The sequence below is a fragment of the Jannaschia faecimaris genome, assembly GCF_900107415.1.
Taxonomy (GTDB): Bacteria; Pseudomonadota; Alphaproteobacteria; order Rhodobacterales; family Rhodobacteraceae; genus Jannaschia; species Jannaschia faecimaris.
In genome coordinates this window covers 19,604-37,625 of record NZ_FNPX01000023.1, presented here as the reverse complement: position 1 = coordinate 37,625, position 18,022 = coordinate 19,604, and the positions used below count along the sequence as shown (strand labels likewise).

Here is an 18,022-nt window from a genome sequence, read left to right as displayed (position 1 = left end):
GCAGTCCTCAACCGTTACACCGCTCCTGGCATACCTGTCACTGAAGCCGAAGGATAAATCCGTCTGGGGGATGGGGAAGTCCGACCCAAAAGCGGTTTGTGCAACAAAGCCCTGCGGTCCGCCATCTGTAGGAAATTTGCACGAAATTACATTTCTGCGAGAAATGCCGAAAAGACCGAACATTGCAGATGGTGTCGCAGGTTAAGCGGTCATCAGCTTGGAAGACAGAGGTTATAAATGAAAAAATAATTGCTTTATCAGAGTATTGAGCCTGACAAATTGGACGCTTTGTAGGTTATATGTCGGAAAAGGTTTGCTGGAGCGGGCGGCGGGAATCGAACCCGCATCATCAGCTTGGAAGGCTGAGGTCTTACCATTACACAACGCCCGCTCAACGGAGTATGACCTATTTCATGAGAATCCTGCGGTCAAGGTTCGACCGACGCGCGAAGGAGATAACGATGACCAAACCACGCGCCGTGATCATTGGCGTCGGAGACGGGCTGTCCGCTGCCGTGGCGCGGGACCTTGGTACAGATCATGACCTTACGTTGGCAGCTCGCAGCGACGACAAGATGCGCCTGCTGGCCAATGAGACAGGGGCGCAGACGGTTTTGCTGGACGCCACTGACGAAGCTGCCGTTGCGCGCCTGTTCGACGACTTGCCGGCATCGCCGAGGGTTGTGGTCTACAACCCGTCTGCCCGGGTGAGAGGCCCCATCGCCGATCTCCCGGTCGATGACGTGCGCGCTGCGGTCGAGGTCACGGCCATCGGGGCGTTAATCGCTGGAAAGCACGCGGCCCGACGGATGCAGGAGGCCGACCCCATCGACGGGACCCGAGGAACGATCATTTTCACCGGAGCCTCGGCTGGTGTGAAGGGCTTTCCGCAATCCGCCCCGTTCGCGATGGGCAAGTTCGCACAGAGGGGCCTTGCCGAAAGCATGGCGCGCGAGCTCCATCCAAAGGGAATCCATGTCGTCTGGGTCAACATCGACGGCGCGATCCTCAACCCCGGACGGTCCGAGCCGGCAGATGCCCCCGGATCAATGCTCAGGCCCGAGGCTATCGCACGCACCTACAGACACCTCATCGACCAAGATCGAAGCGCGTGGTCGAACGAGATGACCGTCCGGCCCTGGGTGGAGAGGTTCTGAGACGCCCGACGAAGCCGCGTGTTGCGCGCTATTCGAAGCTCAGAACTCGGCTTCCTGGGAAACGATGCGTCTGCTTTCGGCCCAAACCGGACCTTTGCGTTTGTAGCAGCGAAGGTCAGCTTCGAGCCCAACATGACTAGTGATGCAAATTGCATAGACGTCCGGTTTGCTCAGAGTTGCCTTTGCAAAGTTGAGGTCCGAGGCCTCGCTTTGAGGGCCCGTTCAGCTCTCAGATGCAATTGCGCCATGCCAGCGCAATCGACCTGCGCGCAGTTTCGTCTGGCTCATTTCCCTCACGGAAATTGCCCATCACGCGGGCAGCATCCAACGAGAATTCGATCCGGCGCGCACCGGGGATCAGTTCCGTGAGACCATCCATCGGGGCCCTAATTAAGATTGATCCGTCACCATAACGGACATCGAGAGACCGTCTGGGGATCACGTGCAGTTGGCCATTGATCATAACCTCAACGGCATTGAGCGGCAGGTCATCAGGGTTAGGGTAGGAGGGCGTCCGCGGCTCCATCGTGATTAGCATCCACTCCCTCCCGGCACCCAGGCAAAACATTGTGATCTGCTCAAGCATCGAGTCAGAGCGGCTCGGCCTTGCTGCCGTGACCAGTCCTGTATTGTAGGGCTCCATGAACCAAGCCGCGAGCCCGCTTCCCGAGGCGATTTGAAGGTCAGCGATCTCTGCCGCAGTCGGATAGTAGAGATTATCGCTCGGCGTTGAGGAGGCAAAAGCCACAATTCGAGAGTCGATCCCCATCTCGACAGCGTACATTACGATCTGTCCCGTGATCGCCTGCGCAACCGAAAGCGTGCTGGCGCGTATGCCGGCCGCTTGCTCGGGAGTGATAAGCTCTGCTTCGTCGCCATTGCCACCAAAAAACTGGTGAAAGCCGAGGAGGTTTCCATCGGTGGGGTAGTAGGGCGAATCCACGAAACGGACTTCCCCTCCGAGAAAGGCATAGGCGCATGAACTCGCACAGGTCCCCGCGCGCACTGAATCAAACCAAGTATCGCAGGGGGTATCGTAGCTTTCGAAGGTCCGATCCGTACGGCCGATATGGGTCGTGAGGCCTGTGCTGCGAATAATTCGGCCCATCTCTAGTCCGGCAGCCAAGTTACCTCCCGGCGAATGCAGCACGAGTTGTCCGCCCGCAACTCCCTCGCGATCTAAGAAGTTTCTGAATTGGTCGGGGGTATCTGGCTGGATCACACCCGCCGCGACGATCCACGCTGATGTACTCATGTTTCCCTTGTTTGTCGCCCAAGAGAACGTCATGGGCGCGTCGAAGGCTTTATACTCAAGGGCTGCAGGGCGGGAGCATGAATCCGACGGTTGCTGCGCAGAAGCACCGGAATCGGCTAGTGTCAGAAAGATCGCAATGCAAACCGACATGGCAACCTTGCCCACACCGCTAAATGTGCTCCGGGCCGTTGCCGAAGCTGAATATTGTCGAAGCACCATTTGGAAATCCATACTCCTGCATCATCACGCATTGGGGTTGGTTAAAAGCAGCTTGGGGCGAGGTTATAGCGACCAATTGAGAATTTCGAGGGAGCTGGACTGCTGGCTCCGACCCCGAGGTGGCAGTTGACAAATATCCTCGAAGAAACTGCTTTTTCTTAGTAGGCAGTGACCCAGTATGGCTGTCCGGCAGCTTTGGGCTGGAACCGAGCTTTGCACCATTTTCTACGACCGTCAGCGTCGTCCGCAGAGCAGTCCTTGGGGCTCAACGTGGGCAGGGTCCGCAACCGGCCCTTACTGGCCGTTCAAACAGCAGTTTGAATGCTGAGATGCGGCTCGTCATTGCGGACTTTCGCTGCAAGTGCATAAATTGTGTGGCCAGAGTCACATAATCGCAGCCTTTGCGGTCGTTGCTCAAATTCTGTTAAGGAACTGTCTTGGGTTGAACGCACGGCGCTAGGGTCAGGACTCATAACCAGAAGATCACGGTTGCGGCGAGGGCAATGGCTGAAAGAAACACAGTCGGAGACCTGTCGTAGCGTGTTGCCACGCGCCTCCAGTCTTTCAGGCGTCCGAACATGATCTCGATCCGGTTGCGTTTCCGGTAGCGACGCTTGTCGTATTTGACAGGCTTTTCGCGGGATTTCCGTCCGGGGATGCAGGGCACGATACCCTTGTTTGCAAGGGCTTCGCGGAACCAGTCCGCGTCATATCCCCGATCACCAAGAAGCCACTCGGCGGCTGGCAGACTGCTTACCAAAGCCCTGGCACCAGTGTAGTCACTGACCTCCCCAGCCGTCATGAAGAACCGGATGGGACGTCCAATTGCATCCGTGACCGCGTGGAGCTTCGTATTCATTCCGCCCTTCGTGCGTCCAATCAGACGGCCGCGCCCCCCTTTTTCGACCGCAGGCTGGAGGCCGTGCGGTGCGCCTTCAGGTAGGTAGCGTCGATGGAGATCGTCCTATTGTCGGGTGCCTCTAACGCAAGCCCCGTCATAATCCTGGCGAAGACCCCCATGTCGCTCCACCTCTTCCAGCGGTTGTAGAGTGTCTTGTGGGGGCCGTACTCTCTGGGCGCATCACGCCAGCGCAAGCCATTGCGGTTGATGAATATAATGCCACTTAAGACCCGCCGGTCATCAACCCGCGGCACCCCATGGCTCTTGGGAAAGTACGGCCGAAGCCGTGCCATCTGAGCGTCGCTCAGCCAGTACAAATCGCTCATTTCGTGCCCCCGAAGTTCGGGCGCTTGAATCAGGGAGCCTCGGGAACTGCAACTAAATCAATGGGTCCTGACCCTAGAGCCCAGAGTGGCCGATGCTGCGATGGTCAGCAATAGCCGCTTTGCTTCGCTACAGGCTGTCGTTACGCACAGTTCCTAAAAAATTTGATAAGCGCTTTGGCTGTTTGCGCAGGTGCCTCTTCGGGTAAGAAATGTCCGCATGGCATCGCTTCACCTTCGACATGTTCCGCATAGTCTTGCCAGACCCCAATGACATCATAGAGCCTTCCAACCAGTCCTTTTTCACCCCACAATGCTTGCACGGGCATCTTCAAAAGCGTTCCCTGGTCATGCGCGTCATGCTGCAAGTCAATGGTCGCGGCTGCGCGATAGTCCTCACACGTTGCGTGTATTGAGGCCGCGTCAAAACAGCGGATGTATTCTGAAACTGCTTCGCTCTCAAACGCGCTGTCATTTCCCTTTCCCCAAGACCTCAATTTAGTGGTCAGGTAGTACCCCGGATCACTACTAATTAAACGCTCAGGTAAGGGTGCAGGCTGTATCAGGAAAAACCAATGGTAGTAGCTGGTAGCGAATGTTCGCTCCGTTTGAGCATACATATGCTCGGTTGGAACAATATCCAGAAACGAAACTGCCGCGACTATATTAGGATAGTCGCGGGCAAGTCGATGGGCAACTCGCGCGCCACGATCATGACCAGCAACAAAGAATTTTTTATGCCCTAGCACGAGCATCAAATCAGCCTGATCTTTTGCCATGGCTCTTTTGGAATAGGGGAAATGCTCGTCGTCAGATTCTGGTTTGTCTGAATCTCCATATCCGCGAAGATCACTTAGCACGACAGTATACCCTGCATCTACCAACAGCGGTGCGACCTTGTGCCAGCATATATGGGTTTGAGGGTATCCATGAAGAAGCAAAACGACAGGCCCGCTGCCAGATTTTCTAACATGCAACTTGATACCAGATGGGAGCCGAATTATCTCGTCGCTAAAGCCTTCTAACATTTTCACTCCGCCTCTCCGCCTCACTATTGGGCACATTATATTTGCAATCTGGTATTTTGGAAAAACCGTTAATGACAACAAAGCCCGCCTAGCTAACTTCTTTCCATCACGCAGACACGGCCTGTTAGCGGCCCAGATCGGACCTTTTTTAGTCGTTCAGCGAAGATCAGCTTGTGAGCCCAAGTCTACCGCAATTCTGCAACACAGCGAATGTCCACCATCATAAGAGACAGAAAAAAACCGTCAATAGCACCTTGGCTTCTCAACAGTTTTTTTGCCGACGTCAAACAAAGTGGTTCACGCATGCTCCAGAAATAAGGGTTTTGGGGGAGGATACATTTGGCAGGCCGTGTCTTATCCGCTTGGTTCTGCGCCCTTACTATCTCGAACGATCTGAATGAGATGGCGGAACTCATCGTCAGGACATGCCTGCTTCCAGAAGTTGATAAACTGGCAGACCAACTGTAGGTTAGAGGCTTCGTAATGGCCATTGCTATCGATGCGATCCGCCGAGGGTCGCATATTCCTATCGTCATCATATTGAAACGGAATTCCAGTAATCGCGCAACGCTTGTCCTGACTCTCCAACAAATCCGATAGCAGCCTTTCAAGTTCACTTTCCGACATTTTCAGGTCTTTTTTCTTAACCGTTGTGGCGACTGCCTGACCGTTAGAATTTTTGACAGTGTTCAAAATAGAATACTTCATATCCGCAACGGCTTTCTCCCACCTATCACCAAAGCGCACCTTTCCAGTGCCAGTCGAATTTGCTACGGACGTACCTCCTAGATCGAGTGCCCACCACAGTGCATCCAATGTCCAAAGATCGCTTCCAAGTCTATCTGCGAGATCACGCAGCAATTGGTTTACCGCAACGTATTTATCACCAGTCGTTGTTGCACCACGCGAAATAACCGGCCAAAGGCCTAAATGTCGAATAGCTTTCTCGGAAGTGCCGTTCCATACCCCGTATTTGTTCGGATAGGCCACATGCAGTATGGCCGAAAACTTGGCAACTCCCATACCTGGAACCTCAACGACCATATTTACACGGTCTCGTATAGGCCTCGTTTCGTCCACAAGGACGCTGAGAGCTTCGCGCAATCTATTCATGTCGGCATAGACTTCGGGTTGGCGTTCCAGCCCTGTCCAGTGCTTGTTGTGTTTGATGCTCAAAAATTGTCGGAAGGTTTTCTCTTCCAGTTTGGCCACCGCGCTCGGCAAAAATTGTGGTCCAAAGCGCCCCAAAACTTTGTCACGTTCGCTGACGATCTTCTGGATCTCCAAATCGTCTTTGATCCTTTTCAATTCCTCAATGACACTTGGGTTCACGTTATTGCTCCACTTGATATCTTTAAATAATTCACAGCGATACTGCCAAGACTTTAACAGAGATTGCCACGACATTATATTTATTATTGCTGAAAACCAAGCGCTTGCATCGCAGGCGAAGTCACCTTTTTGAACGACCTCCTCAAAATTGACACTCGCGCACTCGCAGCGAATTCATACTTTGTTTGCAGAGCGGTCATTGGTCATGCAAGCGCGAAGAACTGGTTTGAATTGTAGTCTTTCATCCTGTGTCGACCGTTCGCTTCGGGAAAACTGTGCTGCACCGCCACGATGTGTTGACAGTCTGATCGTAGTCGCATCGATGCCCGCAGTCGCCACCGCCAGGGTCGCGGCGACCAAACATCGATGACTAGGGTCAGGACTCATAACCAGAAGATCACGGTTGCGGCGAGGGCAATGGCTGAAAGAAACACAGTCGGAGACCTGTCGTAGCGTGTTGCCACGCGCCTCCAGTCTTTCAGGCGTCCGAACATGATCTCGATCCGGTTGCGTTTCCGGTAGCGACGCTTGTCGTATTTGACAGGCTTTTCGCGGGATTTCCGTCCGGGGATGCAGGGCACGATACCCTTGTTTGCAAGGGCTTCGCGGAACCAGTCCGCGTCATATCCCCGATCACCAAGAAGCCACTCGGCGGCTGGCAGACTGCTTACCAAAGCCCTGGCACCAGTGTAGTCACTGACCTCCCCAGCCGTCATGAAGAACCGGATGGGACGTCCAATTGCATCCGTGACCGCGTGGAGCTTCGTATTCATTCCGCCCTTCGTGCGTCCAATCAGACGGCCGCGCCCCCCTTTTTCGACCGCAGGCTGGAGGCCGTGCGGTGCGCCTTCAGGTAGGTAGCGTCGATGGAGATCGTCCTATTGTCGGGTGCCTCTAACGCAAGCCCCGTCATAATCCTGGCGAAGACCCCCATGTCGCTCCACCTCTTCCAGCGGTTGTAGAGTGTCTTGTGGGGGCCGTACTCTCTGGGCGCATCACGCCAGCGCAAGCCATTGCGGTTGATGAATATAATGCCACTTAAGACCCGCCGGTCATCAACCCGCGGCACCCCATGGCTCTTGGGAAAGTACGGCCGAAGCCGTGCCATCTGAGCGTCGCTCAGCCAGTACAAATCGCTCATTTCGTGCCCCCGAAGTTCGGGCGCTTGAATCAGGGAGCCTCGGGAACTGCAACTAAATCAATGGGTCCTGACCCTAAGCGATCCACCAAGGTAAAGATAGTCGGACGCAATACCGGTGCCTTTTAAGAATGTCGCAGACGAGTATCGGAAACGCCATCCCTGCCCTTAACCGACCTTGGCTCACTCCGCCGCGAATGTCCTCTCCCGGCCAAAAGCAGCCGTTCGTGCAGGTCGCAGCGAACGGCCGCTTAGAGCCTAGAGCGCCCGATGCTGCAAAGGCCACGAGTGTCTGCTATTTTTGAATTCGAAGATGCTGGAAAAACCCAATTCACTTTTGCCGAGGGACTATATCAGCTGACTTTCTTAGATGCTCAGCCTTCGTTTTCGCTTGGTCAAACCACATCCTCAAGTCAATCAACCCTCTTAGGTGTTCTTGTCCAAATCCCCGAAGGTGGCATGCAACGCAGCCATTTCGGGTCAAACTTGTTACAAGAAACACTGTAGACTATTTGGCTTCAGTATTTTGAAGACCGCACGCGCCAACCGAATTTCATATCATTTCGTGAGAGTTTCGTCCGGTTTTCCCGACCCAACTGGTCGTTTGTGCGAGCAACGAAGGGCACAGTCAAAAATTCGTACTGTCTGATCTTGGGAGGAAAAACATGAAGAAATTTTCAATAGTCGGATTGTTTTTTGCGACCACATTGCCGTCCGCGGTCCTGGCGCAAAACTTTGAGATCATCAAACCTACGGAGTCTTCGTTTGAAGTTACTGAAACAGAAATTCGTGTCGAATTAAGCCAAAATGGCTGCTCTGCTGGCTATGAAACAGCTTGTTCAATAGACTTTTTTCAACGAAGTGAGTACGTTTCGACCCATTCACACAAACATGGTGACAGGGTCACTTATAGCTGGGAAATTTTCGTGCCTGAAGATTTTACTTATAACGCGCTTGGCCATTATCTACGCGCTGTTAGGTTCTTGGACGGGTCGGGGCATTCAATATTTAACTTTCATCTAAACACGGAAGTTGGGTACACCATCGGTCAAAACACCTGTATTGGGCTTGAAGGTTTTGGTGAGTGGCACTTGGTTGAAGTGCACGCAAATTGGGATTCGACCGAGAAGAAAAATATCAAGGATAGAACCCCAGGCGAAATCCGCGTGGAGTGTGACGGTGTAGAAGTGCTTTCGCGGTCTGGTCGCCCGAATATTGGTATTGACGAAGAGGTTTGGCTTGCTCTGGGATTGATCGGTTCGACGCCACTGGCCGATGGCGATAACACAAAGGTACTATTTCGAAATGTCAGTATTGAAACCCAATAGTGATTCCAGCCGTCGCGGCAAAAGCTCACGGGCTCTCGGCTTATGCCGAAGCAAAACCCACTGAACGTAAACGTTCTTCCAATAGGTCCACATCTTTCGAGTTCGAAAATGGCATATCGCGAAAATGACTAAAGGGAAGGTCGATCCTTGCCAGAAGGCTTTGAAATTGTGGCGTGTCTGTAATGTTCGTCCTGCCCGCTGCCGATGCAGCATAAACCAGAGCACTCCAGGAATCTGAAGGATTGTACTCATGCCCTTCAAGTGCAGCCGCAAAAGCTTTATCTGAGCTTTTCAGCAGCATTTGGCCAATCGAGATCAGAGACATATAGTTTGGGTATTGCGGGTCTTTTGGTCCCATCAAGTTAATCTCATTCAAGCGTGAAATGCCTTCTGTCGGATGGCCAGCCAGAATGTCGCTTGTCGCGATTGTCAAATGGGCCAGATGGAACGTTGGGCTGATGCCAAGAGCACGCTCACAATCACTGCGCGCACCTTCGTGGTCCCCCCTTAGCCACATCCGTAGATTCCCACGCGTGCGCAATACGAAGTCAATATTCGATCCAAGCTCGACCGCTCTGTTTGCAAGTTTGAAGACGTGTTCAATGTCATCCGGCAAAGACCGGAATGCAACCTGAGGGGTCAGCTGCGTAGCCATTGAGGCGAGCATTGCCAAGGCGATTGGGTTCTCGGGCTCTAACTTTACAGCTGCTTCCAACGCTGCTCGCGCTTCTACCCAATGCGGAATTTCAAATCGACACATGTGAAACGCCGCTTTAGACAATAGTGCTTGGGGGGCAAGTTCTGCATTGGGACGGTTCGCAAAATGTTTGCCACCAAACATAATGGTATGGATACGAAGCAAGTGTGTGATTTTTGCGCTCACCTGCGCTGGCAAGTCGGATATGTCTTCTGAGCTGTAATCCCAGGACTCGGCAAAGATACTCGTGCCATTATCTAGTGATTCCAATTGGATAAAGACACGGTAATCACTTCCCCTTTTTCCAACGCGCCCACTGATCAAATACTGCGCATCCGACCTGTGGCCCGCATCCGTCGTAATCTCCAGACCGGATCGATGAGAGAGAAAAATGGCAAGTTCTTCACCGATTTCTTCCGCAATTTCAGAGGCCTCGAGATCGCCTTGGGTGGAGCGCAACTTGGAAATAAGCAGTCGTGGACGCGCAATGGGATTGACCGGGACGTCGAGATCGCTGCAAAGGCTATATCCGCGACCCACGGCAGTCTTGACAAGCGTCCGATCTACATCGCCCAAAGCTGCTCTGATGTCTTTGATGCATTGGACAAGACTGTCGTCAGTCACAGCGATGTCAGGCCAAACTGCTGTTATGAGGTCGTGCTTAGAAACGATCTGCCCAGTGTTTAAAGCTAGTTCCAGGAGGACGCGAAGCGATTGGTCGCGAATCGGGATGACCTGTGAGAATTGGTCAGCAAGCGTTGCCGTGTTCAGGTCGAAGACCTTGTCACCAATACGTAGTCTTGGGTGGCAGTCTGCTGCTTCCTCCGCTCCCTTGCCCTCCAAAAATCAATCCTCCTCGGGCGATCTCTGATACCGAATGTTGCAGATACGTCGTCGCCATACGTTGGCCCGAAAAGCCGGGCCATATCAAGAAAATTCGGAAGGACCCGGTTATCATGCCTCCGCGTTTTAATTGTGAAAAATCTTCCAAAGCCCATCGCTCTGAAATTGCAGCACTGGTTCTTTGTTGTAATTTTGGAGTTCTAAAAAGTGGCAGGATGACCATTGCGGGGAGATGCCCAAGTAAGCCGCTGGACTTTAGCTCTGTGGAATTTGGTCAAAATTCAGCGCCTTCGACTAGCGGTTTCCCAAAAGCTGCCATTTGAGAAACTGCAGCGAATTCCCGCTTTGTCCGCATAGCGGTCACTGGCGTTCGTCGCAGCGAACGGCAGCTAAGAGCCTGAAGCGGACAGAGCAAAAATTAACTAAAGTCGAATTGCATATAGTCAAAGTAGTCAGTCAGCTCGATAGGGTCGGAACATTCCGGGTATCTTTCGATGAACCTAAAGCCGAGGCTTTCATAGATGCGGAGCATATCTTGATTGCCTGTTACCGCATTCACCAAAAGGGTGCGCCAACCCATCTCCCGAGCGGCCTCCATCCGTGCGTCCACCAAAGCTCGACCAAGGCGGTTTCCACTTGCTTCCGGTCGAACAAAAAGACGCTTTAGCTCTCCGGCATCTGGGCGGGCTTGTTGCAGCGTGCCACACCCCACAAGGCGGTTTTGTTTGCTATATGCCAAAACCAGGCGGCCGGTTGGCGGCAAGAACGTCTGAATATTTGCCAGAACGGATGATGCCATATCCTTTGGTTCATTTCTCGCAGACCCACCTACTAAAGAGAGTTTATGCAGGACGACGGCATAATACTCGGTCAGAAGTTCTTCCAATGCGGGTTTGTCATCTACTTCGGTAACCAAATCTATCCGATATTCCATACCGACCTCTTTTGATGCTCAATAAAGACAGGCAACTTACACCGCTGTTCCGCGCCAACATAGTAAAATTTGCCTGGGCATTACCCAACGATACAGCCTGGAATTCATTGTTGCATCTTGTGTCGACGATGGCAGCTTTGTCCGCATAGCCGTCGTTCATCGCTGCTGCAGCGAAAGTCTGCTTCCCGCCCTTCTGCGCGGGACACAGTGCGACGAATAGATTGAGGTCTCTGGTGCCGAGGTTTGAGGTCTACCGGATGCAGAGCCGGAATGCCGCGTCGAGTGAGGCCCGGTCAGCTTCAGTCGGATCGGTCCGCAGGTAGAACATCGCGCCGATCACCGCCGGAAAATCCACGGCGATCAGAACCGGCCCACCCTTCAGTAGCTCGACGCCTTGCCCATCGAGTTTCAGCTCCGCAAGAGGAAGGCCGTCTTCCATTCGGATGGCAACCGCGTCGCGACCATACGAGGCCGACTGACCCGTCGCTTCGTTATCCATCCTCCAGCCGGACAGCTCCTCCGCGATCATCTGGCGGGTTCGCGGATCGACGCCATTCGCCGAGCTGACCGACGAGAGCAGAATGTAAGGCACCCGCTCCTTGCAGTAGGCGGTGACCTGTCCGACGGCGGACCGGCCCGCAACATTCTCCGGTAATGCCGACCAAGTGATCACGCCGGCCCCGTATGGCTCGAAGGCAAAACCCCGAAAGCGATCGGGCGTCACGATCCTGAGTGCGGTTCGCTCGTCTTGGTCGGGCTCCCACATCTCGTGCGGCAGCGCCTCGCTAAGCCACGTGAAAAGGTCGGGCTCCGCCCCCATCTTCATTATATAACCCAGCACCGTAGCGCCCATAAGTTGTGCCGTGCTCTCAGTCATGTAGACGCTGTCTTCCTTTGCGAAGGAACCGCCCGCGGAAGAAAACTGGTGGAAGCCGAGACGGCTCTTCTCCGGCACCGTCCGGCGCACGCCGCCGAGAAAGGCGATCGCACAGGCCGAAAAACATCGGCCAGCAGCCGTATCATATCCAGGCTTGCCCGTTGCCGGATCGAGCGGATGCCTCTGCACCGTGGTATCGAGACCGGCTTCGCGGATCATCTGTCCTAGCCGCAGGCCGCCGACGAGGCTTCCGCCATCACTATGGAGCGCCATGACGAAGCGGAAACCGTCGAACGGCTCCGTTTGGAGAAAAGCCTCGAAAATCTCGGGCGTGTCGCCGGTGATGTCTCCTTCGGCTACGATCATGTTAGTGTGGTTCATGTAGACCATTTCGAAGGTAATATCTTTCGCAATGACCGCATGCGCAGGCAAGCAACCGGTCACCACAAGCGCGAGACGAAGAAATTCCCTGATCAATTGACCATCCCTTTTAACGATAGATCTGATGAAGAAATAAAATTCGCCACTCTCTTGTCAATTACGCAGCAACTGGCGAACCGTGTCTACTGGAGGCAGCGCTGCTGGAATACGTTGAGCGATATGGGGCGACTGAGAAGGCCCGGCTCTGGTTTTCGAGCCAGCGCGATGACATCGAAATCGCGGACGGCGTGCAGTTCAGTTCGAAGGGTACGACCGCAACTCAGCTGCTGCCTCAGAACAATATTCCTGGAGAGCACTGCCCCAAGAAGGCGCTACACGGGTCCGGATGCGCTGACGGCAGGCATGTCAAATTAAATGGATGAGGCTCTCGCTCCACTTGCGAGGAGCTGACACTCCGGGCGGGACGTGAACCTTCGCTGCGCGCGTCCATTGTCAAGAGATTGGGCATTACATCGGAGAGGGGTCACAACCCGGTCTAGCATCCCCGAGGTGTTTGAGCGAGTGCGCCAAAACTCGACGGTTTTCGTATCGCCCTGCCACATGTAGACGGGTTACCATGCGATGCTTAATCCTTTTTCTGCTGTTTGTCCCGTGGGCGGCTCTCGCTGCGCAGTTCGAGACCTTTGTGCTCAGCGACGACCCATCTGTCCCGACCATTATTCACCTCAAGGGCGAGATCGAGAGCGGTGATGCAGAAGAGTTTGAGCGGCGCGCCGCAAATAGGGCGAAGGTAACGCTGATCCTTGAGAGCCCCGGCGGTCTGGTAGCGGAGGCCCTCCGTATTGGTGCCACCGTGCGGCTTCGGGACTTCTCTACGATGGTGGCTGCAGATGCCGAATGCTATTCCGCCTGCGGGCTCGTGTGGCTGGCTTCGCAACGACGCTACATAGCGGCCTCTTCTCAGATCGGCTTCCATGCGGCTTATCGTCGAGTTGGTGACTACCTAGAAGAGAGCGGAGAGGCCAACGCTTTAATCGGCTCCTACTTGACGCATCTCGGGCTCCGCATCGAGGCTATCCGGTTTTTCACTCGCTCCGGCCCACAAGAGCTTGCGCTTCTGACGCCGTTCCGGTCTCGCGCTCTTGGCATTGATATCTATTTGCAAGACGGGGGGCGCGTTACCCCGCCATGGGAGAACCCGACTGTCGATCGCATGGCAGCCGAGAAGGTGAGCCTCATAGTCGCAGGTTCAGTCTGCGAGGAGCTTCTCGGAAAGTCAGATGACCGGATTATGGCGCGAGTCGAGGCGCTCGACGACGAAGGCATGAGCCTTGTCGGGGACTTTTGGCACGAGCTTTGGCTACGCGAGATCGATCGCTACAAGCCTACGGGCCCAACATACACTCTCGCAAATGCGTGCGTGGTTGCGGAGCAGGCCACCCGAGAGTTCGGATACCAGCTGCTCGATGGTCCGAGCTTTGACTGCTCGCGCGCAACGACGACGACAGAGCTCGCAATCTGCGGCGACGCGAATCTTGGAGCGAAGGATCGGGTGATGAGCAACCTGTATTTCTTCATTCTTGAATCAGGGAACCCGAAGATCGAGGTTCCGAAGTTCCGTGAATTTCACGCAGATTGGCTCCACCGCCGCAACAGCTGCAGAGCGAATGATCGCTGCCTTCATGGAACCTACGATGAGTTGGTCAAGCTCTATGGCGCGATCCATCTCGACACGGAAGCGCGGTAGCCGACAAGCGGCATTGGATCCGTATCGCGCACAGCCCGATTCAGGGATCAGCGCAACTGTCTACGGGGGGCTTACCCGCCTACAGTCAAAGACGACGGTGTCTACCCTTTCGCCAACTCATGCGAGGCGTAGCATTGGTCAAAGAGGGCTCCAAGCAGACCTTAGCTGCGCGACGCATGAAGGGCCGATCTGGGCGTATTCCGTTGAAAAACTCGTCCCGTGAGTTCGAGCGGTCAGAGTGGCAGAACATCCTCCCGCACGTTCCTGCTCCTGCAAACGATGTTCCCCGAGGGCGATTTCCGAAGAACAGTGTCCTGTAATTTTGAGCTGATTTTGACTTGGCCGAGTTTTTCAACGGAATAGGCGGGAAGCGGACTTTCGCTGCAGCAGCGATGAACGACGGCTATGCGGACAAACCGGCCTGATGCATTTGCAGCGAACATTGCTACGACACACCGGTCGAAACAGCGACCGAGTTGCGGCAGTGCAGCACAATTTCCCGAAACCGGACTTTCACGACATGCCAAATCGACAGAATCCAAACCGACCGTTCGCTGCGCCCGCGTCCGATGTCTCAGTTGTGGGACAAAGCGGAAATTCGTATCGCGAACCCAACCTACTCGAAGGATACTGGAGACTGCGGCGAACGGTTTATGGTCAGATTGAAAACATCAGGTCTCGAGTAATGCCCCGCCACATCGAATTTGCGCCGAGAAGCTTTTGCGGCTGAAACATCGACCTCAGCCACCAGCAGTCCCTTTTCCTTGTGCATCGGCCCAGCAAGAGCCCCTCCAAAAGGCTGGTAGATCACTGCGTCCCCCGGGTTGATCCACTCATCGGCATTGGGAAACAATTCATCGCGATAGATAACCGATTCCGGAATATCCGAAGCTTCTAATGATGTGGCGCATCCGACGACCCAGCACCCTCCCTCGCGCGCAATATGTTGCATAGTGGCTAGCCAAGATGAGCCACTGTCCCAAGTTGGTGCGCAATATATGTCGATGTTCTGGGCATAGAGAGCGAAACGGGCGAGGGGCATGTAATTTTCCCAACAGAGCAGGGCTCCAACGCGCCCGACTGCAGTCTCAACGACCCTAAGCGTCGAGCCGTCACCAAAGCCCCACACCATACGTTCGGGGTTTGTTGGCATGAGCTTTCGGTGATTGTTCAGAAGTTTCCCATCAGCATCGATGATGGCCACGCTGTTGAACAAGGTGCTACCACTCACAGCACCATCCAGTTCCTGATGCCCAATCACGACAACAATACTGTGTTCCTTTGCGGCTTCCTTAATGGGAGCAAGGTCATCCTTGCTGAGGTCGACCGAGTTCTCTTGTGAAAGCGCAAAGAGTTCGTCAGTCTTTTTCATATCAGCTCCGGGTGACAGACGCCAAACGAAGGTCGGGTACCCAGGAAGCCATGCCTCGGGAAAGACTATCAAACCACAGTTTTGCTTCGCGGCATCAGACATTAACTCAACCGCGCGCTGAATGGATTTAGCCTTGTTCAGATAGACCGGCGGTTGCTGTACAATGGCAATTTTCATGGTGGCCCTCCCAAGCATATGATTGACGGTAGTCTTTCGTCTTTAACAAAGTAAACCCGCCTTGGCGCATCTCTGTCGCAATCGGCCTGCTCGAACTTGAAGCATGATACTGACATCTATGAACGTTTCCGCTTTGGGCTCTGTGCCGTCGTTCCGTCGCCGTTCGTCTAACAACCGTTTCCAAAAGCCGAATGTCCAATTGCCGGGCCAAGCCGATGAAATGGATGAAACATCTGCATTTCGGGAACAGCGGCTTTCGGGACGCGGTTCAAGCTCGACCCGCTGCACCGCCGCAAGACCGCTTCGAGCCCAGATTTACCTCTTAACTGGGCCGCCTGTTGCTCGAATTGAGAGAAGTGTGCGAATGTTGGACGGAAAACTTAAGGGCACAACCAATGACAAAGCCAAGATTCTCGCAACCAATGCGAAACTTACAAGACCAATTCGATACACGCCGTTTGGCTGACAAGGTTGCCGAGTATGTATTCCATGAAGAGTTTTCGGAGGCGGATCGGAAGCTAGTTACTGAGGCAATGTTCTTCTTCATGGCAACAAGCGATGCGGACGGTCAGCCGCAGTGCTCATACAAGGGCGGCCCCAAGGGATTCGTGAAAATCACTGGCCCGTCGGAGCTCGTGTTTCCCTTCTATGAGGGCAACGGCCTTTATCTATCGGCCGGGAATATCGTTGAGACTTCGAAAATTGGCCTGCTCTTTATTGATTTTGAGAATCAGAAACGAATGCGGGTCAACAGCACCGCCGAGATTGTCGAAGGACACCAAGCGTTAGAGGGTACGGTAGCGGCACAACAAGTGGTTCGTGTAAACGTCACAGATATTCATCCAAATTGCCTTAGGAATGTTCACAAAATGCAATTGGTCGAGACGTCTGACTTCACCCCTACTTCCGCCGACAGGGGTGTTAAGAAAGCCCCCTGGGGCGATGGCTTCAAAGACGTTCTTCCGGATCATATGAAACCAGATCACATGAGATGGCTAGGATCGACATTTCGCAGTCCTAATACTCAGGTATGTTGGCTTCGTCCGCATTTCAGGCGTTTATCACGACACCCTGTGCTGCCTTCTGGCGAAAAGTCACTTTGTCCGCAACTCGGTCATAGCCCCCATCGCACGGATGATGGCAGGGCGTTCAGGACACTCAACATCTTGGATGAACACAGCCGAGAATGCTTGGCGATCCGGGTGAAGCGGAAACTGAACTCGACTGAGGTTATCGACGCTCTGACAGACCTGTTCATCTTGCGCGGTGTGCCAGCCTACATCAGATCAGACAACGGCCCCGAGTTCATCGCTGAGGCCGTCCGGGACTGGATCAAAGCAGTCGGAGCAAGGACTGCATACATAGAGCCAGGGTCACCCTGGGAAAACGGATATTGCGAGGGCTTCAACGGGCGAATGCGCGATGAACTTCTGAACGGTGAAATCTTCTACTCGCTGCGCGAAGCCCAAATCATCATCGAAAGCTGGAGGAAACATTACAACACCAAGCGACCCCACAGTGCATTGGGCTACCGCCCACCAGCACCAGAGGCCATCGTCCCGATGGACCAAAGGCCAATCATGCACTAACTTTCAAATTGGACCACTCAAGTGGGGCTGCTCAAAGGCACTGTACAGACATCCGTCCTTCGTGCGGCGAATGGCGGATCGAGCCGCCGTTCGCTGATCATCAGCCTACTGTTATGCTACAGTGCGGCCTGCGCGTTCTGGAGGTTTCGCCGTAGGGGTTACCACGTCGATCTTTCTGCTGTTCCCTTGGGTGAAGCAGCCAAATCGGCTAGAATCGGCACCTTGCCACTCAGCATGGAGAGCATGGTGACGAAAAAAGTCTGCCCAGTCAGCGATATGTCTTGGTCGGAATAGCTCGTGTTATTCCATTCCTTCCACGATCGAATCTCCACACGCATCAGCAACTTCCGAGCGATACTTTTCGCTCACATTGTCGACCCAACCAGCCTCAACCACGAAGTTGTCGCGCTGATACCGCGATTCTTCCTTCAACAAGGCGATCTGTGCCGGCTCTTGTTCGGCCTTGACGACGCAGAGCGGTGTGAACGCCTGAACAACTGCAGCTTCTGCGCTGGCGGTCTGCATCTGGGTCGCCGCTCCGCCGGTCACCCATCCACCCCAGGCAAATCCGATAACCATCGCGACGATGGCACCACCGAAGGCACCCCAGATTGCGGGTTTAGTAGATTCGGGAATATTCATTGTTGATCCTCGTTCCTGTCAGATTTCGGTCGTGAAGGACGTGCCTGCAACGACGGAATTTTTGGGACAGAATGCATTCCGC

At 54.1% G+C, this 18,022-nt stretch carries 13 protein-coding genes, 1 tRNA gene and 2 pseudogenes; 5 read left to right on the top strand and 11 right to left on the bottom strand.

What is annotated here, in order from left to right:
• Positions 1-317 precede the first annotated feature (317 nt).
• Positions 318-391 (bottom strand) — tRNA-Gly (locus tag BLV27_RS17355).
• Positions 392-461: 70 nt separating this feature from the next.
• Here BLV27_RS17355 and BLV27_RS17350 point away from each other — a divergent pair.
• Positions 462-1,157, top strand: a complete 696-nt coding sequence (locus BLV27_RS17350) for an SDR family NAD(P)-dependent oxidoreductase (RefSeq protein WP_092647761.1) — start codon at positions 462-464, stop codon at positions 1,155-1,157.
• 229 nt (positions 1,158-1,386) lie between these two features.
• Here BLV27_RS17350 and BLV27_RS17345 read toward each other — a convergent pair whose 3' ends face one another.
• The 5 genes from BLV27_RS17345 to BLV27_RS17320 all read right to left on the bottom strand — a co-directional run bounded on the left by BLV27_RS17345 (position 1,387) and on the right by BLV27_RS17320 (position 7,356).
• Positions 1,387-2,643, bottom strand: a complete 1,257-nt coding sequence (locus BLV27_RS17345; RefSeq protein WP_092647757.1) for a COG3904 family protein — start codon at positions 2,641-2,643, stop codon at positions 1,387-1,389.
• 457 nt (positions 2,644-3,100) lie between these two features.
• A protein-coding gene (locus tag BLV27_RS17340) for an IS5 family transposase (protein ID WP_092647753.1) occupies positions 3,101-3,858 on the bottom strand; the annotation gives its coding sequence in 2 pieces (ribosomal slippage) (positions 3,101-3,534 and positions 3,534-3,858; 759 coding nt in all).
• A gap of 140 nt (positions 3,859-3,998) precedes the next feature.
• On the bottom strand, positions 3,999-4,883 hold the full coding sequence (locus BLV27_RS17335) for an alpha/beta fold hydrolase (protein WP_092647756.1): 885 nt from the start codon (positions 4,881-4,883) through the stop codon (positions 3,999-4,001).
• 354 nt (positions 4,884-5,237) lie between these two features.
• Positions 5,238-6,290 (bottom strand): hypothetical protein, encoded by a 1,053-nt coding sequence (locus BLV27_RS19610; protein ID WP_211605537.1) that lies wholly within the window; start codon positions 6,288-6,290, stop codon positions 5,238-5,240.
• 308 nt (positions 6,291-6,598) lie between these two features.
• Positions 6,599-7,356 (bottom strand): IS5 family transposase gene (locus BLV27_RS17320; RefSeq protein WP_092647753.1). Its coding sequence is split into 2 segments (ribosomal slippage): positions 6,599-7,032 and positions 7,032-7,356, totalling 759 coding nucleotides; the frame shifts between segments, so codons are not numbered across the junction.
• 662 nt (positions 7,357-8,018) lie between these two features.
• Between BLV27_RS17320 and BLV27_RS19180 the strand changes: the two genes are divergently transcribed.
• A complete protein-coding gene (locus tag BLV27_RS19180; protein ID WP_139176737.1) occupies positions 8,019-8,681 on the top strand; it encodes a hypothetical protein in 663 nt (220 codons plus the stop codon).
• A gap of 40 nt (positions 8,682-8,721) precedes the next feature.
• On the opposite strand, the gene BLV27_RS17315 is transcribed toward BLV27_RS19180, so the two are convergent.
• The 3 genes from BLV27_RS17315 to BLV27_RS17305 form a co-directional block, all read right to left on the bottom strand.
• Complete coding sequence (locus BLV27_RS17315) at positions 8,722-10,221, bottom strand: winged helix-turn-helix domain-containing protein (protein WP_092647752.1); 1,500 nt, start codon at positions 10,219-10,221, stop codon at positions 8,722-8,724.
• A 418-nt stretch (positions 10,222-10,639) separates the two neighbouring features.
• Positions 10,640-11,155 carry a GNAT family N-acetyltransferase gene (locus BLV27_RS17310; protein ID WP_092647751.1) on the bottom strand — a complete coding sequence of 172 codons (516 nt, stop codon included), beginning with the start codon at positions 11,153-11,155 and terminating at the stop codon, positions 10,640-10,642.
• Positions 11,156-11,405: 250 nt separating this feature from the next.
• A complete protein-coding gene (locus tag BLV27_RS17305) occupies positions 11,406-12,413 on the bottom strand; it encodes a COG3904 family protein (RefSeq protein ID WP_139176733.1) in 1,008 nt (335 codons plus the stop codon).
• 616 nt (positions 12,414-13,029) lie between these two features.
• Here BLV27_RS17305 and BLV27_RS17300 point away from each other — a divergent pair.
• Complete coding sequence (locus tag BLV27_RS17300; RefSeq protein WP_092647749.1) at positions 13,030-14,160, top strand: hypothetical protein; 1,131 nt, start codon at positions 13,030-13,032, stop codon at positions 14,158-14,160.
• A gap of 616 nt (positions 14,161-14,776) precedes the next feature.
• On the opposite strand, the gene BLV27_RS17295 is transcribed toward BLV27_RS17300, so the two are convergent.
• Positions 14,777-15,709 carry a carbon-nitrogen hydrolase family protein gene (locus tag BLV27_RS17295; protein WP_092647760.1) on the bottom strand — a complete coding sequence of 311 codons (933 nt, stop codon included), beginning with the start codon at positions 15,707-15,709 and terminating at the stop codon, positions 14,777-14,779.
• A 395-nt stretch (positions 15,710-16,104) separates the two neighbouring features.
• Here BLV27_RS17295 and BLV27_RS20070 point away from each other — a divergent pair.
• Positions 16,105-16,494: pseudogene (locus tag BLV27_RS20070) on the top strand (pyridoxamine 5'-phosphate oxidase family protein); the annotation flags it as partial.
• Positions 16,495-16,836: 342 nt separating this feature from the next.
• Positions 16,837-17,298: pseudogene (locus tag BLV27_RS19890) on the top strand (integrase core domain-containing protein); the annotation flags it as partial.
• Between the two features lie 300 nt (positions 17,299-17,598).
• Here the strand turns inward: BLV27_RS19890 and BLV27_RS17285 are convergent.
• Positions 17,599-17,940 carry a hypothetical protein gene (locus BLV27_RS17285; protein WP_092647747.1) on the bottom strand — a complete coding sequence of 114 codons (342 nt, stop codon included), beginning with the start codon at positions 17,938-17,940 and terminating at the stop codon, positions 17,599-17,601.
• Between the last annotated feature and the right edge of the window lie 82 nt (positions 17,941-18,022).

Coding starts and splice junctions, on each gene's coding strand:
- BLV27_RS17350 (WP_092647761.1), top strand. CDS start 462: ATGACCAAACCACGCGCCGTGATCATTGGCGTCGGAGACGGGCTGTCC.
- BLV27_RS17345 (WP_092647757.1), bottom strand. CDS start 2,643: ATGGATTTCCAAATGGTGCTTCGACAATATTCAGCTTCGGCAACGGCC.
- BLV27_RS17335 (WP_092647756.1), bottom strand. CDS start 4,883: ATGTTAGAAGGCTTTAGCGACGAGATAATTCGGCTCCCATCTGGTATC.
- BLV27_RS19610 (WP_211605537.1), bottom strand. CDS start 6,290: ATGTCGTGGCAATCTCTGTTAAAGTCTTGGCAGTATCGCTGTGAATTA.
- BLV27_RS19180 (WP_139176737.1), top strand. CDS start 8,019: ATGAAGAAATTTTCAATAGTCGGATTGTTTTTTGCGACCACATTGCCG.
- BLV27_RS17310 (WP_092647751.1), bottom strand. CDS start 11,155: ATGGAATATCGGATAGATTTGGTTACCGAAGTAGATGACAAACCCGCA.
- BLV27_RS17305 (WP_139176733.1), bottom strand. CDS start 12,413: ATGAACCACACTAACATGATCGTAGCCGAAGGAGACATCACCGGCGAC.
- BLV27_RS17300 (WP_092647749.1), top strand. CDS start 13,030: ATGCGATGCTTAATCCTTTTTCTGCTGTTTGTCCCGTGGGCGGCTCTC.
- BLV27_RS17295 (WP_092647760.1), bottom strand. CDS start 15,709: ATGAAAATTGCCATTGTACAGCAACCGCCGGTCTATCTGAACAAGGCT.
- BLV27_RS17285 (WP_092647747.1), bottom strand. CDS start 17,940: ATGAATATTCCCGAATCTACTAAACCCGCAATCTGGGGTGCCTTCGGT.